Origin of the sequence: Thaumasiovibrio clandestinus (assembly GCF_047250365.1) — a bacterium.
Classification (GTDB): domain Bacteria; phylum Pseudomonadota; class Gammaproteobacteria; order Enterobacterales; family Vibrionaceae; genus Thaumasiovibrio.
The window spans coordinates 22,736-43,007 of the sequence record NZ_JBLBVL010000004.1 but is presented as its reverse complement, the minus strand read 5'-3'; the positions used below and the strand labels follow the sequence as shown (position 1 = coordinate 43,007).

Annotated in this window: 15 protein-coding genes; 2 read left to right on the top strand and 13 right to left on the bottom strand. The window is 44.9% G+C overall.

What is annotated here, in order from left to right; all coding sequences use genetic code 11:
- Positions 1–11: 11 nt before the first annotated feature.
- From tssG to ACKLNH_RS07705, 13 genes are all read right to left on the bottom strand, one after another.
- Positions 12–1,010 (bottom strand): type VI secretion system baseplate subunit TssG, encoded by a 999-nt coding sequence (gene tssG, locus ACKLNH_RS07765; RefSeq protein ID WP_413111693.1) that lies wholly within the window; start codon positions 1,008–1,010, stop codon positions 12–14.
- A complete protein-coding gene (gene tssF, locus ACKLNH_RS07760; RefSeq protein WP_413111692.1) occupies positions 1,007–2,746 on the bottom strand; it encodes a type VI secretion system baseplate subunit TssF in 1,740 nt (579 codons plus the stop codon). The genes tssG and tssF overlap by 4 nt, the downstream gene beginning before the upstream one ends.
- A gap of 14 nt (positions 2,747–2,760) precedes the next feature.
- Positions 2,761–3,171 (bottom strand): type VI secretion system baseplate subunit TssE, encoded by a 411-nt coding sequence (gene tssE, locus ACKLNH_RS07755; RefSeq protein ID WP_413111691.1) that lies wholly within the window; start codon positions 3,169–3,171, stop codon positions 2,761–2,763.
- 40 nt (positions 3,172–3,211) lie between these two features.
- Positions 3,212–4,690, bottom strand: coding sequence for a type VI secretion system contractile sheath large subunit (gene tssC, locus ACKLNH_RS07750; protein WP_413111690.1), 1,479 nt, complete (start codon positions 4,688–4,690; stop codon positions 3,212–3,214).
- An 8-nt stretch (positions 4,691–4,698) separates the two neighbouring features.
- Positions 4,699–5,205, bottom strand: coding sequence for a type VI secretion system contractile sheath small subunit (gene tssB / locus ACKLNH_RS07745; RefSeq protein WP_413111689.1), 507 nt, complete (start codon positions 5,203–5,205; stop codon positions 4,699–4,701).
- 19 nt (positions 5,206–5,224) lie between these two features.
- Positions 5,225–6,781 (bottom strand): type VI secretion system protein TssA, encoded by a 1,557-nt coding sequence (gene tssA / locus ACKLNH_RS07740; protein ID WP_413111688.1) that lies wholly within the window; start codon positions 6,779–6,781, stop codon positions 5,225–5,227.
- 5 nt (positions 6,782–6,786) lie between these two features.
- The gene (locus ACKLNH_RS07735; protein WP_413111687.1) at positions 6,787–8,775 is read right to left on the bottom strand and encodes a protein kinase domain-containing protein; all 1,989 of its coding nucleotides are present in this window, start codon (positions 8,773–8,775) and stop codon (positions 6,787–6,789) included.
- Between the two features lie 164 nt (positions 8,776–8,939).
- Positions 8,940–9,908 (bottom strand): hypothetical protein, encoded by a 969-nt coding sequence (locus tag ACKLNH_RS07730; protein WP_413111686.1) that lies wholly within the window; start codon positions 9,906–9,908, stop codon positions 8,940–8,942.
- 12 nt (positions 9,909–9,920) lie between these two features.
- Complete coding sequence (locus tag ACKLNH_RS07725; RefSeq protein WP_413111685.1) at positions 9,921–10,904, bottom strand: DUF2169 family type VI secretion system accessory protein; 984 nt, start codon at positions 10,902–10,904, stop codon at positions 9,921–9,923.
- The gene (locus ACKLNH_RS07720; RefSeq protein ID WP_413111684.1) at positions 10,885–12,225 is read right to left on the bottom strand and encodes a hypothetical protein; all 1,341 of its coding nucleotides are present in this window, start codon (positions 12,223–12,225) and stop codon (positions 10,885–10,887) included. Before ACKLNH_RS07720 ends, ACKLNH_RS07725 begins: the two co-directional genes overlap by 20 nt.
- A 7-nt stretch (positions 12,226–12,232) precedes the next feature.
- A complete protein-coding gene (locus ACKLNH_RS07715; RefSeq protein WP_413111683.1) occupies positions 12,233–12,736 on the bottom strand; it encodes a hypothetical protein in 504 nt (167 codons plus the stop codon).
- Entirely contained in the window at positions 12,736–14,817 is a 2,082-nt protein-coding gene (gene tssI / locus ACKLNH_RS07710; RefSeq protein ID WP_413111682.1) for a type VI secretion system tip protein TssI/VgrG, read from the bottom strand. The genes ACKLNH_RS07715 and tssI overlap by 1 nt, the downstream gene beginning before the upstream one ends.
- A 50-nt stretch (positions 14,818–14,867) precedes the next feature.
- Entirely contained in the window at positions 14,868–15,386 is a 519-nt protein-coding gene (locus ACKLNH_RS07705) for an Hcp family type VI secretion system effector (RefSeq protein ID WP_413111681.1), read from the bottom strand.
- Between the two features lie 479 nt (positions 15,387–15,865).
- On the opposite strand from ACKLNH_RS07705, the gene tssH reads away from it, so the two are divergent.
- Both tssH and ACKLNH_RS07695 read left to right on the top strand, forming a co-directional pair.
- Positions 15,866–18,544 (top strand): type VI secretion system ATPase TssH, encoded by a 2,679-nt coding sequence (tssH, locus tag ACKLNH_RS07700; protein ID WP_413111680.1) that lies wholly within the window; start codon positions 15,866–15,868, stop codon positions 18,542–18,544.
- Positions 18,531–20,186 (top strand): sigma 54-interacting transcriptional regulator, encoded by a 1,656-nt coding sequence (locus ACKLNH_RS07695; RefSeq protein WP_413111679.1) that lies wholly within the window; start codon positions 18,531–18,533, stop codon positions 20,184–20,186. The genes tssH and ACKLNH_RS07695 overlap by 14 nt, the downstream gene beginning before the upstream one ends.
- Positions 20,187–20,272: the final 86 nt, after the last annotated feature.

The following is a 20,272-nucleotide window of genomic DNA, read 5'->3' as shown; positions in this document are numbered from 1 at the left end:
TTCGAGGATTATTAAATCTCCCCAGACATAATGATCTCCTCGTTACTGCCAGTTAGTTCGCCAAGCCAAAATGTTTGTCCTAAACTATTTCCTTCTCCTTCTCCTAAACTGTTTCTTGGTAGTTCCGCGGATGAAATGATTAACTTCAAATCCCAGGCCAACGGGTCAATTAATACAAATTTCATCAATTCCTTCAACTCGCGGTTACCTTCAGCTCCGTCTAAAAACAACTTATATTGCTGGTAATTAATTCCCTTAATCACCAAATTAAACTTCCCTGTAATATCCACCATGCGATTTCCAAGGTGAGATAGCTCGCCAAGCTGATGATTTATAACACCTAAGCGTGTTTGCTGTGACAAAGGTATGTCAATTTCTCGCCGCACCCACTCCTCAACGGCGACATCACTTAGATTAAAACAATGCTTTACAATTCCTCCAACCAAATCAGCGGATCGCGTTCTTGCCGAAAGCTGTCCGAGGTATGAAAGCAGCTTTGCCCAATCAAGATGTAAGTGATCTCGTACTTCACCTTCAGACGAAAGACCAACTAAATTATAGAGAATGGACGACATACGATCAGTCGCCCCACTTTCATAGGTCACCTGATAGCGATTTTTTCGCCATATACGATAAAACATCGACAAATAACGGTTATGAAAAAAATCTAAGAAGTCCCGAACCGGGTTATCATCCTCTCCCCTTCCAGCTAATTTTTCCGTATAACTGGTCGGTAATGGCGACCCAGTTCCATGTAAGCCTGAAAAGTTAACTTCAACCTCAGTGACGCGCTTTCCTTCCCGCTCAAACTCTCGGATATCCCGAATATCCGAGCGGGGAAAGCCAAGTTCAGGAGAGATTCGAAATAATATCCGCTCATCTTTCACATGATCAGACTCTCCCACCAAATCGAACTGCGAGCTAACATCAGATTTATACTGCTTTTCAAGCAAATGTACTGCTTGGAAAAAAGAAAATTCATGGCTGTTTTCGAACACATCATCCATCATAATACCGCTTGAATTCCCTGCTTATTGTCCCAACGGTAACTCTCTCCAGTCGCTTTATCCCTGACTTCAAACTCCACAGAGGAGTTAATACTCGAATAAAGCCTAAAAAACTCGCTCAACACGGTAGCAAATAAGAACATCTCACCTTCGCTCGGAAAGTACGACGAATTCATCGTCAACAAAACATGCAAGGCGCGTACTGGGTATCCTCTAAAAATTTTGTCTACGGGTTTCATAGAAATATCTTCAATCCCCGCTAAACGCTGTTGCGAACTGCGTAGTGCTTGTTGATCTACTTGGCTCTGGAAGTCATAGGCACTGAGTAAAGAGCGTAATACTGAAACATTTATCAACGAGGTATAGTTCAAGGACATATTAGAGATAAGCTGCCAATGTAAGCGGTTATCTACCCGAGGCGATACAGATGGTGTCGGCTTAGTAATATTCGTTAATTCAGCGACACTAGTCGAACGGTGGGTAGCAATATTGATATCATATATCGCCAAGCGTTCTGCCAAAGTACCATTGGAACAGGTTAACTTCAGTAATACACTCTCTGACGATAAACTCGCCTCATTTTTATGGCTATAAAATGAAATGTAATTCTCTAAACGCCGACCACAAATACTCTCTTCAACCCGTGTTTTATAGTACTTATTTTTATCGTTTATCGCATGATGTTCAAACGTTTCAAAGGGTATGTACGAACTCTTACTTCTGGATTGTGTATCCCAGCTTGTTACCTCATCAACCGAGTAAACTTCAAAATGCTCTTGATTTGAACTTTGCGGCCTTACACGATACTCCGTGCGCTTTTTATCAAAGCGAATGGGATCACCGTCCATCTCAAACAAGTTTACGGCTGGAGAACAATGTAGTTTAAAGTGCTTATCCTTAACTTTTACTTCAGCAGGAAAAGGGCGGCTAAATTTAAAGGTAATTTTAAAGGTTTTATTTTGAGGGTACTCTCTGATCCAACCGAGATTATGAATATCAAAGAACAAGAACTTCTCGGGTAGGGAAAAGTACTCTTGCAGTAAGCGGTAGCCTGAAAAGCAATTGGCACTATACGGCAACAATCCATCATTGCTTTTTAGCCCTACGGGTTGTATTGCAGTTATATCTAAGGTTTTTACCGTATCGCCGACAGTTACCTCGATAGCCTCAAGGTAACGAAACAGCCAAAAGTAGATTTGGCGGGTAATATGTCTTTCACCATTAATAAATAACCGCAGCGTTTCTAAGTTAATCGCAGAGAGTTCGACATTCTTGTCACATCCGAACAGTAACTCTAATGTTGCGCTATTTCTGGAGTTATGTTGTGCAACACTATTTAACGTAAGCGGGTGTAGGTCTACGTCATAACATGTTTCAAAAACACAATGAGTATCTTCAACAAGCGCACTTTGCACTTGGCATCCCGATTCTACTGTCGTTTTCTCAGTAATGCTTCCAGTATTGGGGGTCATCTCAACAATACACATTGATGGAACGGATCGCAGATAATGGGGCCACAATAAATTCATCAACGTTTCTGTCACTTGCGGTAAGTCATTGTCTATCGTTTGCCGCAACCGCCCAGTAAGAAATGCAAAGCCTTCTAATAAACGTTCAACATCAGGATCACGGCTACTTTCAGACAGAAAATGACTTAGCTGCGGGTGATGCTTAGCAAACTCTTCACCTGACTCATGTAAGTATGATAATTCATCTTGGAAGTATTTGTTTGATTTCATTAAATTAGCTCCCGCTACACTTCAAATTGTCCATCGACATCTACCGCAACATTAATGTTCAATGAAAGCTCTTCGTTGTTATGTCTCACCACTCCAGACACAGCAAACCTCAGCAGCAATATGTCATCCGGATTTTCCGTATATGTAACACTGACATTACTAAGCCTGGGCTCATAACGCTCTACACAACGTTTTATTGATATTCGTACCTCATGTACCAAGTTTGATTTCTCTGAGAGAACATCGTTAAAATCCGGGAGCCCATACTCTTCTGCGATCATTGCGTTACCAGCATGGGTGTTTAGGAGATCTCTTAAATGACTATGTATCGATTCAATAAGGAGGTCGTGGGAAATCACTTTGTCATAACTGGATTTTGGTTCACCACGCTCTATACGCTCTAATAACCTATAACCTTTATCCATATAAATATAGGGTGATAGTTTTACCCATCACCCTCAACTCTTAATTTTGATCTAGTTTTCCAACCAATGACAGGTCGAAGCTTGCGCCCATATATTTGAAGTGAGGACGAACAGAAAGGGCTACACGATACCAGCCCGGATCTCCCTCTACATCAGTCACCTCAAGTTTTGCTGCGCGCAACGGGCGACGTCCGCGTACTTCAGCTGGCGGATTTTCCTGATCAGAGACATATTGGCGAATCCATTTATTCAACTCGGCTTCTAAATCACCACGCTCTTTCCAAGAACCAATTTGCTCTCGCTGTAATACCTTAATGTAGTGTGCGAGGCGATTAATAATGAACATATAAGGCAACTGAATACCCAACTTATAGTTCATTTCAGCATTTTTCCCTTCTGGGGTGTTCGGGAATACTTTTGCCTTCTGCACCGAGTTTGCAGAGAAAAAGGCAGCGTTGTCTGAGCCTTTGCGCATTGTTAGTGCAATAAAGCCCTCTTCCGCCAGTTCAAATTCACGGCGATCAGAAATGAGCACTTCGGTCGAAATTTTAGTCTCAATCTGTCCCATTGACTCAAAATTGTGAACAGGCAAATCATGAACCGCTCCACCACTTTGCGGACCAATGATATTTGGGCACCAACGATACTTTGCAAATGACTCCGTTATACGAGACGCTAACGCGTATGCAGAGTTCCCCCACAAGTAATCGTTATGATTACCTGAAACATTTTCATTGTAATCAAAGGCTTTAATTGGATTATCGTCAACAGAATACGGGCTACGTAACATAAAGCGACTGGTGGTCAAACCTAGGTAGCGTGCATCTTCATGCTCACGGAATCCACGCCATTTTGTATATTGCGGGCCTTCAAAAATCGCTTTTAAATCTTTAAGGTTCGGCAGCTCTTCATAACTTGATACGCCAAAGAATTTGGGTCCAACTGAGCTAATGACAGGCGCATGAGACATCGCACCTACGTTTGACATATACTCCATCAACTTTACATCCGGCGATGCTGGCGTAAATTGATAATCGCAGATAATTGCACCAACTGGCTTACCACCAAATTGGCCATATTCACGGGTATAGATCTGCTTATATAGACCAGACTTAACCACTTCTGGCGCATCTTCAAAGTCGTCCAGTAATTCACTTTGCTTTACTGATATCATTTCGATTTGAATATTTTCACGAAAATCGGTGTGATCCACCAAATACTTCAAACCACGCCAAGAAGATTCCAGATCTTGCAGTTCTTTAACATGCAGTATTTCATCTACTTGTTTCGACATTTTCTGATCAATTTCAGAAATCATCATATCAATGATCGATTGATCAACTTTTTCGGTCGTATTTGTACTTAACAGTTCACCAATAAACGCTTCTACACCTCGCTTTGCTACATCAAACCCCTCATCGGTGGGTTGCATACGAGTTTCGCTTAAAATGCTATCCAGAAGCGAAGCATTATCCGTCGCCTGTGCTTCTACAGCAGCTTCCATTACTTCAGCAGTCATGGGAATCCTTACTCAGCTTTATCTTCAGATTTATTGTTAACGTTTAATTCAGCCAACAACTTATTGCGTGCGTCTTCGTCTTTCAGCACTTCGGCAATACGTTTTCGGAACGCTGGAACATTGCCCAGAGGGCCTTTTAATGCCACTAAGGCTTCACGCAGCTCCAATAAGCCATTTAACTCAGGCACTTTTTGGGCGATGGATTCAGGTGAGAAATCTTTAATATTCTCGAAATCCAGTTCAACTTTAAGTTGAGCTCCTTCCTCATCCGACAAGCGGTTTGGTACCTGTGCAACCACACGTGGAGCATGCGATTTAAGCACTTCATTAAAATTGTCTTTATCAATGTTAATTGGGTCACGATCTTCCACTGGCGTTTCATCATCACGCCCAGTAAAGTCACCAAGTACCATCATATTTAGTGGTAGTTCTACATCTTCATTCACATCACCAGTTGCAGGCACATAACGAATATTTATTCGTTCCTTTGGTGCAACAGAGCCATCTCTGGACATAATAAATCCTTAATTTTAATTAATTTGATAACCAGCGTTGGTATTTTTCGGGAGCAAGTGAGCGTTCACCAAAAGTCGCCTTTACAACTGAAGCAACCAACAAATCATGTTGGCTCGCTAATTGTGGCTCCCATGCTTCTAGGTTTACCTCCTCTCGTATCGGCCATATTAGTTCTAAATATGGCCAACAGAGGTGAGATAAATTTGCTTGGTGAAGTAACTGAGCAAGGTTCAAGTTCACCATGAACCGATCGCGCTCAGATGTTGCATCATTCAGCATTGACGCGGCCTGGTACATCACTTCACCCAAATTATCTTGAGTCACTTCCTCAATCTGAAAGCAGTTCATATCAAGGGTCGAGGCCGATAACGCACCTCCAATATCCTGTGTGCGCTCAAGCCAAATTTTTGTCATCTCGTCCGCAAAAGGACGTCCATCTGCAAACGTTAACTCTACTAATCCGGGGAATGCTTTAACAAACTCTCGAGTCTGAGACGCCACCATTTGCGCTGCTACGTCGTAGCCCAATTGCTGCAAGAATTCATATTGCATCTTTTGCCCTGTCAGCCAAAACGGCGCGTTTACCAGGCTCTTTTCAAGGCGTTGACAAACTGAAACATCCTGAGATTGTTGAAACGAAGATTCAATGTCACTCACGCTGTCAGCCGATATAGCTAAATAGAGTGGCGTCTTGCCTTTTTCATCACAAGAAGGCAGTTCATCGATATCAGCCCAAGACACATAACGATTAATTAAATACGCAAGAGGGTGACCCGCCGATTGGGAAAATACATAATGAGCAACGCGCTCTAATGTTCCTTTCGCTAGATTAGGGCGAGAAAAGTCAGTATCAATCTCTACGGGTAACGTCGGTTGCGCCATCGTTGAGACCACCGCAGGACACTCCTCTATTTCATGCGAGATTTCGCTGCTGCCCTTTTCCTTAACCACATTCTCTTTTACATCCGCCGGTAGCGCAGAAGAAACGGGCTCAGGTTTAGCTAAAGACGATGCTCTCTCATCATCGTGTATTTGATCTGACATCGCTCGGGTCGATAAACGATAAAATGGCTCGATTAACCCCAGTAATGAAATTTCAGCGTTCGGAAATGCATCATCATAAATAAACGAGACGCTACGGCACAGACTACAAATCTCATCTATAACGGCGACATCCAGTGTTACCAGATTAACGTCTTCAGTAATGCCTTCTAAGTGCCTAATCAGCCACTCTAGCGCCCCCTCGCGCGCACGCTTTCGACGCGGAAATACACTATCGCCAAATTCTGACAATACGAGCGACATTAACTCCAGACCATTTTTTACCCCCGCAAGACCAAAGGATTCATACCACGCCCGGGTTAAGTAGCTCACCGCTTTTAGATCTTTACTGTGATTTTGTAGAACATCTATCGCGTTTTCTGAAACAGTACTCCAATCAACAGTTTCGCCAAAAAGCGAGCCAAACTTGCGTGTTTCAGCTTCCATTATTTCAAAACACAACTCATATTTAGCGTCATAACCACTAGGCTCGCTGTCTGATATGGGTTTAACTAAGTCTTCTATTAATATCATCGTATTTAGCTTTCTTTTTGTGACGAATCATCGCCGAACCACTGTGTGAGCGTATTACTCAAACTTTCGAGATATAAATTGGATACATCCTTTGCCGCGACGCCATGCTCTTTTAACAGCTCTGCACGCACTCGCTCATAGTTATTCGATGGCAACTGATGCAGCATCTCTGAAAATGCATCCATCTCTTCACTCGGGTCAATTGGGCTACCCACAAAGGTGTGAATATAATGCAACCCAACGTCTATGAGCAGAGATTCAAAAATGGTTAATACCGATGTTGAATCAGGAAATAAGGTATACACCTTTTGTGCATAATCTAATGCTTCCTTTTGCCCTGCATCTGACTTTCGTCTTTCCACCTCACTGACCAATTTTTGTGCAATGTGGTTGCGCTGTTTCACGCCATAGAAATAACTCATCGCCTGATGCTTTTCCCATCCATTGACCAAGTACTTCTCAATGGTATGAACTCTATCGGATGTAATCGCGGCCTCAATATGCTCATCCGTCGGCACTGAAACAAACGCTCGGCGATTATCGTTGACCACTCTTGTTGTGGTCGCAATTAAGTCAGCCAATATCGCATTTATCAGCCTCTCGTCCTCTGGCTGAGTCTCATCAACCCAATCGCGAATCGCTTTGGTCAAATCATGAATCTCACGTAACGCATTATTGGTCTCTTTAGCCACAGAGGCTTGAAGCTCAACCCAGCTTTGGTGTTGTTGATACAACCCAGCTTCAATTTGCTCTTTTTCTCGGGCGATAGCCTGATAAGCTTTAATCGATTCCTGTGGGATGTAGCTTTCCCAGCGCAACAGCTCACGGTTCATTTCCCAAGGTGGCGTATGGGCAATACGTAAAACATCTCGTCCAAAGCCGGGTCGAGAGCTCACCAAAGATAGAGCGTGTTCATGGCGCGCTATCACCTTTGTTTGTTCTAAATACCGCTGCCCAGTTAAGAACAGCGACGCCAGCAAAACCAATACCACTGCCGCTTCCAATACATACCAACGTCTGGCGCCAGCATTCATACTCCCAAAAGATGTCAGCACCAAATCCGCATTACGTAACTGAGAAAACAGCGGTGCTCCACTCAATGTTTTACGGGTATCAATACAGCCCAACTGCTTCGCAAACATAATGGGAGTTAGCCCATGGTTACGCGGGTTCAATACAACCCGACGTAGCAAGCGCCAAGTATTCGGCGCGATATTTTCAGGCGATTTCCGTCGCTTGAAAAATGGCTGAACCTCCTCTCCTTTAATCGGAGATGGGTGTAGCAATAAAGCTGCTAGCACGGCTAAAGAGTAGACATCGTCCTGAGGTTTCCCTAGCTGCGAATCAAGCAAGGCAGGCGAAGCATATTTTATGCTCGCCTCAAAAAAATCATTTGGTTGTCCAAAATATTGCGCTGAGCCAAAATCAATTAACTTTACTGTGTCATTTTCACCTATGACCACATTGGCTGGCTTTACATCAAGGTGACAAATACCTTGCGAATGAACATATTCCAACGCGCCTGCCAATTGATATATCAGCCAAGCGACGTGATCTTGTCGAAACCCCATTAAGCCCTGATGGCGTTTCATCTTATCTGCTAAGTTCTCTCCAACAACCCACTCACAAAATAAGTAAGGTGACTGCAACTCAGTCCCAACTTTTATAAACTTGCCAACATTCGGATGTTGACACCGCTCTAACTTGCTCGCTTCTTTTAATAAAGCATCTCGATGCAGTTCATTACAAAAGTCAGCGGGTGCTTTACAACAAACATGTTCATTTGGGTTATCTTTCTTTGACAAATGATACAGTTTTGTGTAACGGCCTGGAGTTTCGACCACTTCCAATATATTGAAGCTAGATGCCAGAGCTTGTTCTAGAGACGGCTTATTGGCCAGAGCTAATTCTTCTTCTTTTTTTCTCTTTTTAGTTACAATTCTAGAGATAAGTGAATTAACTATCTGTCCTTCACTTCTGGCATGTTCAGACAAAAGGTGTCCCCTCAATATATGAAATCACCGCCATTAAAAAAGAAAGTCGAGCGATATTCAATACCACAAATTTAAAGAGGGAATTAGCTTATAAGAAACGTTATATTCACTATAATAAATGTCTTTTTGTCACCCTAATTTGCTCAGGATATTTCTAATATTCCCTATTGCGGAGACAATATTGAAATAGCTCGACCACCATCTGAATCAAATTGTAATGTCATCGCTCGTTGGCTTGGCTGGGTCTTCACTTCGCCATAAACCATTGATGCATTTTTCTTGCTTAATTGTGTCGCTAACGAAAGTGAGGCTAATGCAGACGCTTGCCCAAGATCTCCCCAATACTCTTGAGTCATAAAATGCTGACACGACCTGGCAGAAATGGCTGAGCTATACGTAAACGCCATACCCATCTCTTCGTTCTCCGGTCGAGATAACGGCCGATCCGTTATGGCCACTTTTACCGCTTGTGGCTGTGCATCAACATAGCGTAACAGTTTTCTTAGCGGTGCTCCCTCTTTCGCGGATGCATATCCAAACCAATCCAGCTTATGCGAAGCAGATACTTTCAAGTTCTCTAGGGTATTCGGTTTTGCAAGAACAACACCTGCTGCCCCTTCACCGCAAATCACCCCCCAAGGGGTATCGCGAGAGTGAAGCAAGGTTGGACGATATTCTTCAATTCTCATCAATGGGCTATCAACCGCCAACGCCAACAAAGCATCTCGACTTTTAATGTTCTGCAATGTTTCAGAAAGAAAAGCCGAACTGCTGCGCTGCAACACCGCCAGCAATGTCACTTCAGACTCTTTGCCGCTGCCATTAAGCCAATCCACGGCGTGTTGGCGCTGAACACCTGCGGGTAGGTTTAGCATCAGGGGAATTGGTTTTAACAATTTTGGGATCTGCGAAAGCAAATTGCCCAATGTAATATCAAGAAGGTCAAATAAACGTTGTGTTCCTTCGCTATTAATATAGCTCGCCGGACAAGTCACCACGCTTGTCCGGCAACCATCCATGGTTCGCGACTGATAACCACTTATTCCTGCTTCTGCAAGCGCCGCACTCAATGCACAAAACGGGGCCAGGCCCGTTGCGACATCACTCGCAAGAATATACACATCACTTTTCAATCGTTACTTCCTCTATACTTGCCGCATTGTCACGATAGTTTTTTCCAACAAATGATCTTTCCCACAACATTCAAACGCTACACACCAAGAAGCGTGAACCTGCTCTTGCTCGGCAACAATGTAGATGCTGTGCAAGTCCATGAATGCTGTCTGCGGCGACTTATCAATATATGCTGTCGCTTGATAAGCTTGTTTAGGTAGTTCAAACTCGAGGATACCTTCATGCGAAAAGCCAGATACAGCGATGCGCTCGCCCCCCTGTAGAAAACCATTACACTGCTGATCGTTGGGAGCTGACTGATAAAAGGCAGGATTAAAATCTTCTGGCAATAATGGCCGTCGCCAATCTTGCCATGCTTGGTCAAATGTTCCGGCAAAACGACTTCTGGCATCAAAGAATATCGGTAGAACGCCAAAACCGGCAACTCGTACCTGACTCGTATCACTGCTCCAGTCTTCTCCAGGATAAAATACCGACGGTACACGTTGCTCTAGTTGCAACCGGAGGGAGTCTGCAACACCACAACCTAAGCGATTTCTGCCATCTTCGCCGCCAATGGCCTCACTATAGCTGATGTCACGCTCAACAAACATTGCAGCGCTATTCACTTGTGCACTGCGTGCATGTTGGAACCAGCCTCTCTCTCCAACAACACGCAATGTTTTATCTATATGCCCATCAACCAATAACTGGCACTGCATCTCTGCCACAGGGCGCTTTGCATGACTACGCGCTCGACCTAAAACAAGAATGTCAGTGTTTTTTTTCTGTGGGACTATATCCGTATCAAAACTGATAGCAGAGAACCCTTTTTCGCCCATATATTGCTCATGGCTATAAATCGCTGGAGATTGCTCCATTTCACGCCAGCCACCTTCATACTTTTCCCACCCTTTTTTAAGCACCACTATCCATAACGTTTTACCGTCATGATCCTTTTTTAGTGCACCATTCACTTGATAAGGCAATGGTGTTTCAATATCCCACAGCTGCATCTCGTATCCTAAGGTCAAATCGCTCTTGCAATACTGCACTCGCAGACAAGCGTTGAATCACGGTTCTTTGTATCGCTGGAGCCTCAAAACAACTAAAGTGAGCATAGCTCCTGCCACCGATACCAATCTGTCGCCATACCCATTCACGATAGCGAGCGGGAATGTGCTCACCACCTAACAGCATCAGTGACGACGAAAAACTCAGGTGCTGCCCCATACGAAGCCGACAAGGCAGGTGGGCATTTTCTTTCTCCCACCACGCCTCAATTAGCCTCGGTATCTGCTCTCGATAAGCAGAGTGTTCTGCCTGAGTGCGATCAATTGGTAACCTTTCTCCACATATCGCCACCAAACAATCAAACCAACGGCTAAACTCGTCATCACCAACATCATCACATAAATACTCAATAATGCGCGGAATGTGTTGTTTTTCACCACTTAGAACGACATCAATATCTCGCCCTTGTTGCGCATAACAAATCGCAGTTGTTTCTTCATCTCCAACAACAAGGTAGCGGTAACAGCGATGTTCTACCTCCGTCATGACGGCTTTTAGCCCATCACTATTATCTAACCACCAGCGCCTAACGTGCGGATAGGTATATAAAAAAGCAGGGTAACACTGCAGTTCTAGCCCATCTTCTTGCAGCTTATCTCGAAGACTATAATCGCCCTGCAACGCGTAGTATTGGTGAATATTCACCCTGACATCAGACGGCAACAATCGATCTTGACAATATTGTCGCAACTGCGAGCTGTCACAGCTTCGGCGCCGAATCAACGCTGCCAAGCTAGACTGCCGGAGTGTTTGGTGTTCATGAAAAAGGCCAGCAACCAACATTGAATCAATGTCACTTCTTACTCCAAACCCAACTTCATGACACCAATTATCTGGCACAACTTGCGGCTGGAGCACTAAGCAATACAGTGGGGTTATAGCAAACTCATGCAGGTTTAAACACAACCATAACAGTACTTGCGGATAGCTCTCTTCCAACTCCCCCAAATAGGCAGGCGAGATCGTATTGAGCTGCTTAAATACTGCTAATAGCGTTGCTAATTTAGCATCGACTAATTGCCAATAAGAAGAACTTGACGAGGGCAACCCAGCACCCAATAACTGCTGTCGTTGTCTTAGGTAATACCTTGCCGACTCAGCTGCCTCGATACTTTTTTCATGATAGTAATCATAAAGAAGTGTATTCGTTTCGTGCACCTGTTTAATCGCGTGCTCTAGAATATCCCGCTCCAGCGAGATCTGCTCAAGTAGCTCTCGAGGATGAGTGCCAGTGTTTGGCTTTAGTGATGAGTGAATAGTCATTATAGGTCTAATTTAGTGAAATACTGGCCCCTCGAATTTGATTGGCCTTTTCAGCCTGAGAGGTAATATATTTTGCCTCCGTCGTGATGCGTTGGTCTCGGCCACTGTAGCGTGTTGTCACGCCTTGTGATCCTAACGTTAACTCTTGTTCCGCTTCAATTTGAATCTTTTTCGCCTTTAACACTAACGTGTCACGATTATCAATCAGAGAAAAAAATATGTCGGTCACCAAAGGTAAATTGATATCTCCGTCAATAAACTCGATGCGGCAAGTGAGTTTATTTTGGAGTGCTAATGTCAGCTCCTCTAAAGAAAAGCCTCGCCCTAGTCGTGCCAACGCACTTATGGGGGCTGGGCTGGCATCGTACATCACCTTTACACAACCTTGTTCTACAATGATCTCTTCAATCGTACCAAACCGGGGCAACTCGCGCGCACCAACCTCATGTGACGCCGTAACACAAAGAGCCCCACTGGCCTCTTTCTGAGTTGAGAAATAGGACTGAGTCATTAATTAATCGCTACCTTACCGCCCGTTACAATCACCTTATCGCTACCATCAATAGTAATTGCTGTTCCGCTAATTCGAATAGCACCACTCTTATTCATCGAAATCTGGGCGTTTCCGGCTTTCAATACAATATTGTCTGCACTGATAATCTCGGTCGAAGCACTGGACTGGATAGAGGTCGCCCCCTGCACCTGCAGACGATATGTTTCACCCACTTGGTAGCTGCTGTGACCATCGATAACTGCAGTATGGTTTTCCGTAATATTGGTATTTCGATGTCCTTCTACTGCAAGGGTATCACTGCCCCCAACCCGCACGTGCCGATCCTTACCTATATCAGCCTTAGCATCTTCAGCAATGGTCACCGTCTCGTTACTTTTATAACTGACCGTGACATCGCCATGCACCGTCTCGTCAAAGGTTTCAAGTACCTCTGCAGTCTTAGCACCATGAACCTTGCTATATTGATTCTCTTGAATCTCATTAATTTGATGGCGCCCCACTTTCAAGTGCTGGTCATGCCCTATATCAGTATGCTGATCATTAAGAACATCCGTCACCATGTTTCTCTGAGCACGCATATAGAGCTGCTCACGCCCGTTTTCATCCTCAAAACTCAATTCGTTATACCCTTCACCTTTGTGGGTTTGAGTTCGAATAGTGGTTCGAGTTTTATTATCCGGTAACGAATACGGCAGAGGCTGAGCACCGTTATACACCGCCCCTGTTACCAACGGCCGATCTGGATTACCTTCCATAAACGTGACTACGACTTCATGGCCAACTCGTGGTAGATAAACGGCTCCCCAGTTAGGGGCTGCCATCGACTGGCTTACTCGGATCCAACAGGTACTGTTATCATCAAATTCACCATAACGGTCCCAATGAAATTGCACCTTAATTCGGCCCATTTCATCGGTATAGATTTCTTCATCTTGTGGCCCCACCACCACAGCCGTTTGTGGCCCTTCAATCACCGGAGCAGGACAAGCTGGCACTTTAAATTCTTCACTCAACGTCACCGCAGCGAACTGATTAGAATAAGAGGTGGGCGCACCACTGCTCTCCTCCTCATGAACCTGAGGGTCACTGCCATAATGCTGAATCCCAACCAGCAAATACTCCGTATTAACCGCAGCGCGAGGATGCTGAGCAAGTGCAAAACTATAACCTGGTGTCATGCGCATTACGCACCCTTGCCCGTGAGCCATAACACTGTTGACATGATGCGCAGCAACTAGGAAACGCGCATGATTGTGCCCATCTGATGCCGCACGATAGCGCCCAGGGTAATCAAAAAACGCTAAGTCATTATCTATTTCCTGCTCGTCCCCCATCATTAAAGGCAAGTTGGGTTGGCGATAGTCGTAGTCAGACAGCGTAACTGCGCTCGTTTTTACCTGCCGACCAACATCTAAACCAAACACATGCTCTCGGTCTGGTAGTCCTCCCCCTGGAGGTATAAAGCGAATTGTATCGCCCGGAGCGGCACTGTTCTCCTCGCTACTATACAGCGGCGCGATCACATCATTGCTGTCTACAATAACCATTGTATGACCCGCATCATGGTGCTCGAAGAAATACCACATCCCATGCTGAGACATAATACGATGAATGAAGTCTAAATCGCTCTCGCGGTATTGCAGAATGTACTCTTGTGCAGCGTAATCGCCCGTCACATCCCAACGGTAATCAGTTATCTTAGCGTCCGCTAAGACTTCATCTACAATATCACGCACCGATTTTGTCTGAAAAATCCGACAATCCTGACGCTGAGACAAGAACCAAATCGCTGGTACCAGACTAATTTGATAACGACTAAAACGACGCCCCGCCCCTAAAAAACGGACTTCATTAATCACACCATGAAACACGCGTGATACATCGGTGCCCTGTCCGAACAAAGACAGGACACCCGCTTGACGTAGCAGTGTTTCAAACTCGATATCAGCATCTTCCGAGATAACATTCAGCGAGATTTGAAATGGCTGAAACAGGTACTCCTGCACCTGAAATCCTTCAACACGGAACAGGTGCTCACACTCAGGTACAACAAATTCAAAACGCGTATCGCCGCTCATATCGTTACCTACACTTATTGATATCAAAAAACACTAACTAGCCGTCAAAATTATGCTTCGCGAGGAGCACGCCAGTCATCATTACCAGCAGTGCCACATACTTCATGGGTTACTTCAATTGCACGGTAAGTAAACTTAAGTACTTCTTCGATGTTGCGTGTCGCAGTTGCTTCATCTTGGCAATGCGCCATACGAGTTTCGATATCAACCAATAGTGCATCAATCAATTTCACGGTGTAGTAATGCTCTTGCTTACCTTGTACAGAAGTACGGTAGAAACGCAATTCACACTCAGGCAGCTTCTCACCGCCAACCAATGCGTTGAACAATAGTGGCGAACAACGGTCTTGTGACTTAGTAACAATCAATGGGCGATGCACGCGCTGGCCTGTTGGCTGACCGCTTTGAGGATCGCGTGGAACAGTTAGTGCGTGGTCAAGTTGTTGCACTAGAAACTCATCAATGTGAGCTTCTTGCCAGCTGTTACCAACAGAGTCCGCGCTGTAAGTACCGGCAGTGATATGACCTTGAGTTTCGCCATTAATAGACATATAAGCTGGGCTAGGCATAATAAATTCCTTTCTTAAAATTCGATTAAATTAGAGAATCGCTAATCACCGCGATTATGCTTTACAGTACAATATGCATGCCAACTTTTAAAAGCCTTTAAAATCAAGGATTTAGAAATATCGCGCGCTTTTCTTTCTCTTAGGCTGTCCAATAAATCAGATGACCCATCTAATAAATCGTCAATCAGAAACAAAAAATTAAACATCCCGAGAGGAAATAGCAACAGCCGAAAAGTTCACCCTAAAAACTAAAATAGATCCCCGGCGCAAGTTACGACAAAAAGCTATTTCACCAATACAATAAGTGAGAATAAATATAAATTAATGCAATTCGCCTTTTTTTCGCTATTGATAACCAACGGAGTAAAAATTTAAACAGTTAAAGCAACCAAATCAACGCGTTAAAAAGTAGCAATGAAAAACAAGCAATCTGCATTTGCTTTATACTCTGCCCATCTTTTTTATTCGAATCTACTATTATGATTAATGTAAATCTTTCCTCATTAATAGAGCGTTTGCACCCATTAGCAAAAACAGCATTAGAAGATGCCGCCGCATTAGCTGTTGCGGAACGCTCCGCTGAAATTCAAATTGAGCACTTATTACTTAGCTTATTAGAGCGACCAAATTCAGATATTGACCTATTACTCGAACATTTTGACTGTTCACCCCATCTACTTCGTCAAGCACTGCATAGCACACTCGAGCAGGGGCAAAAAGCCAATGGTGGACGCCCAGTTTTTTCCGCGCTGCTGATTGAATGGCTACAAGAAACATGGCTGACTACCTCGATCGATCTTGGACTAACACAGGTAAGAACAGGAACACTGCTTCTTTCATTAATTAACAACCCTCTACGCTATGGGCAGCACAGTTACGCACAACACTTTGAAAAGATAAATGTTGATAACCTAAAGCGTAATTTCGGCGAACTCACTACCAACTCTATCGAATCACAAGTGGCTACCACTGCTGAGCAACCCCGAGACGAAGGCTCAGCGCTCAGCAAATTTACGACGGATTTTACCGGCAAAGCGCGTAACGGTGGTATCGACCCTGTTTTCTGTCGTGACCGCGAGATTCGACAAATTATTGATATTCTTGCCCGCCGTCGTAAAAATAACCCTATTGCAGTAGGCGAACCTGGTGTAGGTAAAACAGCGGTAGTGGAAGGCTTAGCACTGAAAATCGTTGAAGGCGATGTTCCAGACATTCTAAAAGGCGTTGAGCTGTATGGGTTAGACATGGGCTTGCTTCAAGCTGGTGCCAGCGTTAAAGGTGAATTTGAAAAACGCCTGAATGCAGTATTAGAAGAAGTAAAGAATTCGCCAACGCCGATAATACTGTTCATTGATGAGGCCCACACCTTAGTTGGTGGTGGTAATGCTGCTGGCGGTAGCGACGCCGCTAACCTTTTAAAACCGGCGTTGGCTCGTGGCGAAGTAAAGACCATCGCAGCAACGACTTGGTCTGAATACAAAAAGTATTTCGAGAAAGACCCCGCGCTAGCACGACGTTTCCAACTCGTAAAACTTGATGAACCATCGCCACGCGAAGCGGCCTTAATCATCCGTGGCCTGCGCCCAGCGTATGAAAAGTCGCACAATGTTTACGTTCGAGACGACGCGATTATTGCCGCGGCTGAATTATCATCTCGTTATATTTCGGGTCGTCAACTTCCAGATAAAGCAATTGATGTACTCGATACCGCCTGTGCTCGTGTCAATATCAGCCTAAACGCCACACCAGCCAGTATCGAAAGCCTGCAACAACAGATCGCAGCCAATCAGCGCGAACTGGATGCACTGCGCCGCGATGAAGCGCAACAAACTGGCGACCCTCTTGCATTAGCGACAATCCCGACGCTTGAAGAAGAAAATCAACAACTTGATGAAGATAAAGCGAGTTTACAGGCTCAGTGGGAACAAGAAAAGACACATATTGAAGAGATCATCAGCCTGCGTGAAAAGCTACATTTGTTAACTCACCCACACGCTGTCAATCATGCGGACGAAAATACCGAGGAAGCAGCGCAAACGCCAATGGACGACGCACAAGCAGCCGAACAGCGTAGCAGCTACCTATCCGCTATTAACCTGTGCCGCGCAGCGCTCGATAAGATACGAGGCAACCATCCACTGGTGCATTTTGAAGTTGGACCGGAAGAGGTTGGCCAAGTAATTGCCGACTGGACGGGCATTCCACTTGGCAAAATGCAACAAAATGAGTCAGCAACCATGCTGGCTCTAGAGCAGAGCCTAAATAACAGCATTAAAGGGCAGCACTTCGCCACTAACGCATTGGCGGAAGGGTTAAAGGCAGCTAAAGCTGGGCTGTCTAACCCAGATGCACCAACCGGTGTTTTCCTGCTCGTGGGCCCTAGTGGAGTAGGTAAAACCGAAACAGCCATTGCCATTGCAGATCAACTCTTTGGTGGTGAGCGCTTCATGACCACCATCAACATGTCGGAATTTCAAGAGAAGCACACGGTCTCACGCCTGATCGGCTCGCCACCGGGCTATGTCGGCTATGGTGAAGGCGGAATGCTGACAGAAGCGGTACGCCAACGGCCTTACTCTGTCGTGTTACTGGATGAAGTTGAAAAAGCCGATCCCGAAGTCATGAATCTGTTTTATCAAGTCTTTGATAAAGGCACCTTAAATGATGGCGAAGGTAGAGCCATCGACTTTAAAAACACCCTAATTATCATGACAAGTAATCTTGCCTCAGCAGAAATAGAAGCACTAAGCCAACAGGAGAGTGACGTCGACGCACTAAGCATCGCTGAAGGGATCCGCCCGGTATTAAGTCGCCACTTTAAACCTGCTTTGTTGGCACGTATGAATGTGGTTCCTTACCTACCATTAAGCGATCAAGCGATGACCGATATTATCCAGCATAAACTAACCAAACTGGCACAGCGTTTGGCTAACTATCACCACCTCAGCTTGAGCTACGAGCAAGATTTGGTGACCTTTATTTTGAACAATTGCCGCTTGAGCGACACAGGAGCACGCAATATTGATGCTGTAATCAACCGTCAGCTGTTGCCGCAACTATCAAACCAGCTACTTAGCCATATTGAAGACAACACGACTCATCGCTGTTTAACCATTTCAGTCACTGAGCAAGGAAACATTGAGTATGCCTTCAGCTAAAGCTGACGAACTCAATAATGCCCTCATTGCGATCAGCCAGTCGATGGCTGATCGCAGCCAATTGGCGTCAACCATGAACGCCATCTTGGCTGCTGCCCGCCAACTAACCCAGGCAACGCACGGTATTATTTATGTTCTTAATCAAACTGGCGATCAGCTGGTTCCTCTTGCGGTGCATCAGAATAATGCACCGCAATCCAACCACCCATGGTCTGCCCTTGCATACGAAGATTTAGCGGAGAATGACCCATTCAGTTTCGCGCTTCAATCAGGGGAAGTGGTTCTCATCAACGAGCTGTACAAATACAATGGCTACGACTGTGAACAGATCTATGAAACAGAGCGCGCGATAGGAATAAAAAGCAATAACCTTGTCGCGTGGCCACTTAGAGATCAACAGGGCATCACTGTCGGCCTGCTGGTTCTGTTTGATTTATACATCATCGATGACGAACAGAGCCTCAGTGTATTTACCCAACTCGCCTCGACCAGCATTCGCCAAGCCATCTTATTAGAGACCTTTGGTCATGATCTTCGTCAGCTCGAATCAGACAATCGTGCGCTAAGTGCAGAAAACCGACAGCTAAAAGCCCGCCAACATGTTAACTACGACGGCCCAATCGCACATAGCAGTGCTATGAATACCGTTATGGACCGGCTGCAGCGTATACTCCGCTTACCTGTTGACGTATTACTGCGTGGTGAAACGGGGTCAGGCAAAGAGGTGATTGCCAAATATATTCACACGAACTCAGATCGTGCCACGCAACCCTTTATTGCGCAAAACTGTGCAGCCATCCCCGAGCAACTGCTCGAGTCTGAGCTGTTTGGTCATAAAAAAGGCGCGTTCACTGGCGCAGATAAAGACAAAATTGGACTGTTTGAAGCGGCCAATGGCGGCACCCTGTTTTTAGATGAAATTGGCGACATGCCATTACTACTGCAAGCAAAACTGCTGCGTGTATTACAAGAGCGTAAAGTACGCCGTATCGGTGCCACAAAAGAGATAGACATTGATGTGCGCGTTATCGCAGCCACCCACTGCAATATAATGGCGCAAATTAAGAAAGGCGACTTTAGAGCCGATCTGTTTTATCGTCTCAATGTTTTTCCAGTCACATTACCACCACTGCGTGAGCGCCAAGACGATATTATCCCGCTGGCTGAGCTTTTTATTCGTGAAGCCGCCACAAAGCTACACCTCAAGATGGCTCCAACAATCACCCGACATGCCAAAGAGCTCCTCTGTCGCCATCACTTTCCTGGCAATGTCCGCGAGCTACGCAACATAATAGAACGCTCTATCCTGCTGTCAGATTTAGAAAAAATTGACAATATCGAGTTCGGAGAGGAGGCAGATACCAGCGACCTGACTAGCACTAGCAACCTGCCGCTTGGGCATGAGTTAAACACCTTTGCCACTGATAACCAGTATCACAACATTAACGGTTTACAAGATGTGACGACACCCAACCAAAATCGATCTCTAAAAGAAGCCGTTAGCCAATACGAGCGGGACTTACTGTCTAATTATCTATGCAAATTCAATTGGCAAACCAGCCGGGTCGCAAAAGAGCTCGAAGTCCCCGTTAGTACACTTCACCATAAAATTAAAAAGCACAACATAAACCAAAATGCCTAAACTCGTGCTTCTCAACAGTAAGGGGGCTACATGCCCCTCGCTGAAGTTACCCACCCAAAGAGTGATACCATCACACCAAACTAAAG

Coding starts and splice junctions, on each gene's coding strand:
- tssG (WP_413111693.1), bottom strand. CDS start 1,010: ATGATGGATGATGTGTTCGAAAACAGCCATGAATTTTCTTTTTTCCAA.
- tssF (WP_413111692.1), bottom strand. CDS start 2,746: ATGAAATCAAACAAATACTTCCAAGATGAATTATCATACTTACATGAG.
- tssE (WP_413111691.1), bottom strand. CDS start 3,171: ATGGATAAAGGTTATAGGTTATTAGAGCGTATAGAGCGTGGTGAACCA.
- tssC (WP_413111690.1), bottom strand. CDS start 4,690: ATGACTGCTGAAGTAATGGAAGCTGCTGTAGAAGCACAGGCGACGGAT.
- tssB (WP_413111689.1), bottom strand. CDS start 5,205: ATGTCCAGAGATGGCTCTGTTGCACCAAAGGAACGAATAAATATTCGT.
- tssA (WP_413111688.1), bottom strand. CDS start 6,781: ATGATATTAATAGAAGACTTAGTTAAACCCATATCAGACAGCGAGCCT.
- ACKLNH_RS07725 (WP_413111685.1), bottom strand. CDS start 10,904: ATGCAGCTGTGGGATATTGAAACACCATTGCCTTATCAAGTGAATGGT.
- ACKLNH_RS07720 (WP_413111684.1), bottom strand. CDS start 12,225: ATGACTATTCACTCATCACTAAAGCCAAACACTGGCACTCATCCTCGA.
- ACKLNH_RS07715 (WP_413111683.1), bottom strand. CDS start 12,736: ATGACTCAGTCCTATTTCTCAACTCAGAAAGAGGCCAGTGGGGCTCTT.
- tssI (WP_413111682.1), bottom strand. CDS start 14,817: ATGAGCGGCGATACGCGTTTTGAATTTGTTGTACCTGAGTGTGAGCAC.
- ACKLNH_RS07705 (WP_413111681.1), bottom strand. CDS start 15,386: ATGCCTAGCCCAGCTTATATGTCTATTAATGGCGAAACTCAAGGTCAT.
- tssH (WP_413111680.1), top strand. CDS start 15,866: ATGATTAATGTAAATCTTTCCTCATTAATAGAGCGTTTGCACCCATTA.
- ACKLNH_RS07695 (WP_413111679.1), top strand. CDS start 18,531: ATGCCTTCAGCTAAAGCTGACGAACTCAATAATGCCCTCATTGCGATC.